Source organism: Variovorax sp. 679 (assembly GCF_003952185.1).
Classification (GTDB): Bacteria; Pseudomonadota; Gammaproteobacteria; order Burkholderiales; family Burkholderiaceae_C; genus Variovorax.
Genome location: NZ_RXFS01000033.1, coordinates 1 through 2,862, shown reverse-complemented (window position 1 = coordinate 2,862; position 2,862 = coordinate 1). Strand labels below are relative to the sequence as shown.

General features: G+C 59.5%; 6 protein-coding genes. All 6 read left to right on the top strand.

The genetic code is table 11. From position 1 onward, the window contains the following. A partial coding sequence (locus tag EJO71_RS34150) for an RHS repeat-associated core domain-containing protein (RefSeq protein ID WP_164546984.1) occupies window positions 1-526 on the top strand: 526 nt, incomplete at its 5' end. Then, window positions 523-942: a VOC family protein gene (locus tag EJO71_RS34145; RefSeq protein WP_125953064.1), complete on the top strand. Its 420-nt coding sequence runs from the start codon at window positions 523-525 to the stop codon at window positions 940-942. The genes EJO71_RS34150 and EJO71_RS34145, both read left to right, overlap by 4 nt. A gap of 90 nt (window positions 943-1,032) precedes the next feature. Then, window positions 1,033-1,365, top strand: a complete 333-nt coding sequence (locus EJO71_RS34140) for a hypothetical protein (RefSeq protein ID WP_125953063.1) — start codon at window positions 1,033-1,035, stop codon at window positions 1,363-1,365. A gap of 80 nt (window positions 1,366-1,445) precedes the next feature. Continuing rightward, entirely contained in the window at window positions 1,446-1,706 is a 261-nt protein-coding gene (locus EJO71_RS34135; protein ID WP_125953062.1) for a hypothetical protein, read from the top strand. Between the two features lie 31 nt (window positions 1,707-1,737). Further along, the gene (locus EJO71_RS34130) at window positions 1,738-2,232 is read left to right on the top strand and encodes a pentapeptide repeat-containing protein (RefSeq protein ID WP_125953061.1); all 495 of its coding nucleotides are present in this window, start codon (window positions 1,738-1,740) and stop codon (window positions 2,230-2,232) included. Window positions 2,233-2,273: 41 nt separating this feature from the next. Next, complete coding sequence (locus EJO71_RS34125; RefSeq protein ID WP_125953060.1) at window positions 2,274-2,669, top strand: hypothetical protein; 396 nt, start codon at window positions 2,274-2,276, stop codon at window positions 2,667-2,669. Window positions 2,670-2,862: the final 193 nt, after the last annotated feature.

Genomic DNA, 2,862 nt, shown 5'->3' with positions numbered 1-2,862 from the left:
GTATTTCGATCCGTGCAGTGGCAGGTTCGTGTCGCAGGACCCCATCGGGTTGGCAGGGGGACTCCATGCCATGGTCTACGCGCCGAATCCGGCAGGATTCATCGACCCGCTGGGCTTGCGGAAGTACGTGATCATCGGTGAAGGACAAGCTGCCGTGGAAGCCTATGCTGCAGCGATGAAACTCAAGTTCCCGTGCGATGAGTTCCGGACCATCAAGAAGGATTGGAATTCCGTGACCCAGGTCTCCGGTGCGTCGCAGGAAAAATTCGGAAGCAAGGCGTGGGAGCAAAAAGCGGTTGCCGGAAATGCCGTGTGGATCAGGCAGCGCGCCGCGGAGGGTTACGAGTTCATCGACATCGGAATTGACGGCGCCACGAATCGCAGTCCGTTTTATGCAGCCGAGAAAAAAGCGTTGGGCAGGACTGGAGCCAAGACCTACAAGGCCAACAAGTGTGCGACTGTGGCAGCCAGAGATGGCTCGAAAGAAAGCGGACGCCCAAAAGCAAAAGGACGATACGGAAAATGACGAAGCCGTTCACCATTCATGTCCCGATGCGTCGGGCAAAAGGGATGCTCGAAAAGATGAATGCTTTCTACGAAGGTGTTCTGGGATATGAGCGAGATTCGGAACTGAACATTCTGCGAGTGCCAGGTCATCGGGATCTGGCAGTCTGCTTCAAGTACTTCGATTCGACCGGAAGCAAAAATGAAAGCGACAAGGGTGCGCTCTATGAGTTCTCCATCGAGAAGAACTTTCCGAGCTTCTGCAAGGGCCTGAGAGAGAGGGGCGTGGAGTTCGACATGCTTGCACGCACGCCCGGGTTTTACTTTGCAAGGATCTTCGATCCCTCTGGAAACTCCATTGAAATACTGTCGGAGAGTTTCGAGGACGATCTGGATGCCAGTGTTTCGGATTGGGATATCTATCAGGACATCGGCTGAAGTGTCGTGATCGAAGCGAATTTGGATGCGGCCGGAGCAGGTGCGAATAAGCCCGGTGGCCTGGGGTTTCATCGGGAAAACTGAATCGCCATGCACTCCGATGCTGATACCGGATCGATTTTCGAGATCGACTCGCCGGGCCAATTGATGCTCGGCACGTCAGTTGTCGTTGCACTGGCCAATGCGTACAAGCTGTTCGAGAAGACCGGGCAGGACCTGAACAACTTCAACGTTCATATCGCCGAGAGGAAGAAGGAAAACGGCGAGGACGAGAACGGGGTCGACGCCATCGGCATTGCGTTCACCGCCAAGCTGTCTCCAGGGCAGAAAGGACTCGGCAACGCCAGCAGGCAGGGGCGGTCGGTCACGTACATCGCGTCGAAAACGACCGGCGAGATATTCCGGGAGCAGGGAAGCCGGTAATGGCGCCCCGGCACCGGGTCTGCCGCACGGACGTTGCGGCTACCCGGATTCGGCGTCTTCAATTTGCAGAGGGAGGAAGAATGAGAACGAACGAAACCATCGAAGTCGACGGCCTGGCAGCGCAGGCGATTGCTGCTGCCTGTGAAGATGCAAAGTCTTCGGGCCTGCAGCTCGAAAGGTACGAGCTTGTCCTGGCCGAGGAGTCCGCCGGCTACAGCGTGTCGTGGGTGGCAAAGGGCAAGCCGCAAGGCCATCGCGGCGCCCTGCCGGGGCTGCCCGAACCCAGCCTGTTGATCGAGAAGCGCGCTGGCCGGATCCTCCGGAAGCAGCTCTCGCGTTGAGTCGACCGACAACGTCACTCAAGGATTCGACATGTCTTCCCAAATCATCATCCTCGCCCACGACATGTGGCGCAAAGGCGCAGGCGGCGCTCCCGCCGGGCTCGTGGGCCAGGCCGACAGCTTCGCTTATGCCGGGCTCGACCTGGGACTCGCCCAGTTCGCCGCAACGACCTTCAACGGCACAAGCTTCACCGCCACCAGCTTCAAGCAGGCGGGCTGGAGCGCCTGCCAGTTCACGGGTTGCAGCTTCACTCAATGCGACTTCAGCGGCATCTCGATCACGGGTTGCACCTTCATCAACTGCAGCTTCACGCGCGCGAATTTCGACGGCAGCAGCATCGGCTCCAGCACTTTCACGCAATGCCAGTGGGACGACATCAGCTTCGCGGGCGGTAGCTGGAACGACGTTGGCGTGCTGGACTGCGGCGGCACCGTGGTGCATGCGCAAGGACTGCAGGGGCGCAGCGTGGACTTCACAGGCAGCACCTTCGAGCAGCTCGAGTTTCAGAACGCCAACATCAACTGAGCCCTGACGGGCAACGTCATCCCTTCACCGATTCCATGTCCATGAAAAACATCAAGACCGTCTTTGTCGCTATCGTCTTCCTGAGCAACGCTTCTCTATGTGCTGCGCAAGCTGAAACGAAGACCACGCTCACCAAGCTGCACCAGAGTTACGAGAAGCAGGGCCGCCGCGCGCTTGGCATGCCGGAATACGGCAAGCGCGTGCAGTTCCCGGCGGTGGTCGTCGAGGCGTCTGACTCCTTCGGTGGTACGTCGCTGATCCGCGCTGCCGATGTACGCGGCAACCAGGAGCTGGCGCGCCTGACTCCTGCGGACGACGCGCAGAACCAGAAGATGGGCGAGATGCGCAGCGGCGCGAAGTTCACCGCGAGCTGCGAGGTCGGCTTCGCGATGGGGTCGGCGTTTCTCACGATGAAGGACTGCGTGATCCGGCCCTGAAGCCTGGATTCGCAGCACAACAGTCAAGGCATCAGCCAGAGGCAGGGAGAGAAGATGGCAGAAAGCGAAGGCCCGCAACAGCAGGGCCAGAAACCGGCGGAGCGCGAACCCCAGACGGCGGTAGCGCCGCTGAACACGATCGTGAAGGAGGACATCGCTGCGGCAAGCAAGGCGGTGGACGACTGGCTGCGCA